Here is a 559-nt window from a genome sequence, read left to right on the forward strand (position 1 = left end):
TGGCTCCGGTCGTGCCTGTGGCTCCGGTAGCGCCTGTGGCTCCGGTCGCGCCAGTTGCTCCGGTCGAACCAGTCGCTCCGGTCGCGCCCGTTGCTCCAGTCGCACCCGTGGCTCCAGTCGCGCCCGTTGCTCCGGTCGAGCCTGTAGCTCCCGTCGAACCCGTCGCTCCAGTCGAACCCGTTGCTCCGGTCGAGCCTGTAGCTCCCGTCGAACCCGTCGCTCCGGTCGAACCCGTCGCTCCGGTCGCGCCCGTTGCTCCAGTCGCACCCGTGGCTCCAGTCGCGCCCGTTGCTCCGGTCGAGCCTGTAGCTCCCGTCGAACCCGTCGCTCCAGTCGAACCCGTTGCTCCGGTCGAGCCTGTAGCTCCCGTCGAACCCGTCGCTCCGGTCGAACCCGTCGCTCCGGTCGCACCCGTGGCTCCGGTCGAACCCGTGGCTCCGGTCGTGCCTGTGGCTCCGGTAGCGCCTGTGGCTCCGGTCGCGCCAGTTGCTCCGGTCGAACCAGTCGCTCCGGTCGCGCCCGTTGCTCCAGTCGCACCCGTGGCTCCAGTCGCGCCCGT

1 protein-coding gene is annotated in these 559 nt (G+C 71.2%); it reads right to left on the reverse strand.

Annotation, left to right across the window (positions count from 1 at the left end; all coding sequences use genetic code 11):
- Window positions 1–559 (reverse strand): hypothetical protein (locus tag EOA23_RS35295; protein ID WP_245474461.1); only part of this gene is annotated, 559 nt, incomplete at both ends.

This window comes from Mesorhizobium sp. M2A.F.Ca.ET.042.01.1.1 (genome assembly GCF_003997405.1).
GTDB lineage: Bacteria > Pseudomonadota > Alphaproteobacteria > Rhizobiales > Rhizobiaceae > Mesorhizobium.